This is a genomic window from Janthinobacterium sp. UMAB-56 (assembly GCF_900095265.1).
In the GTDB taxonomy this organism is placed as follows: domain Bacteria; phylum Pseudomonadota; class Gammaproteobacteria; order Burkholderiales; family Burkholderiaceae_D; genus Janthinobacterium.
Genome location: NZ_LT607655.1, coordinates 253,715 through 254,297, shown reverse-complemented (window position 1 = coordinate 254,297; position 583 = coordinate 253,715). Strand labels below are relative to the sequence as shown.

At 63.5% G+C, this 583-nt stretch carries 1 pseudogene; it reads left to right on the top strand.

From position 1 onward, the window contains the following. A pseudogene (locus tag K0F85_RS12030) lies at positions 1-583 on the top strand (sulfoacetaldehyde acetyltransferase); the annotation flags it as partial.

The following is a 583-nucleotide window of genomic DNA, read 5'->3' as shown; positions in this document are numbered from 1 at the left end:
GCCGCTGCTTCGACCGCGCCATGTCGGAAATGGGGCCGACGCAGCTGAACATTCCGCGCGACTATTTCTATGGCGAAATCAAGGCCGAAATCCCGAAACCGAACCGCCTGGACCGTGGCGCCGGCGGCGAGCAAAGCCTTAACGATGCGGCCGAATTGCTGGCGCAAGCCAAGTTCCCCGTGATCATCTCGGGCGGGGGCGTCGTCATGGGCGAAGCGATCGAAGAGTGCAAGGCCCTGGCCGAGCGCCTCGGCGCGCCAGTGGTGAACAGCTATCTGCACAACGACTCGTTTCCGGCCAGCCACCCGCTGTGGTGCGGTCCGCTCGGCTATCAAGGTTCCAAGGCGGCCATGAAACTGATCGCCCAGGCCGACGTCGTCGTGGCCCTCGGTTCGCGTTTGGGACCGTTCGGCACCTTGCCGCAGCACGGCATGGATTACTGGCCGAAAAACGCCAAGATCATCCAGATCGACGCGGACAACAAGATGCTGGGCCTGGTGAAAAAGATTTCGGTGGGCATCTGCGGCGACGCCAAGGCAGCCGCCAAAGCCATCCTGGCGCGCCTGGATGGCAAGGCGCTCGA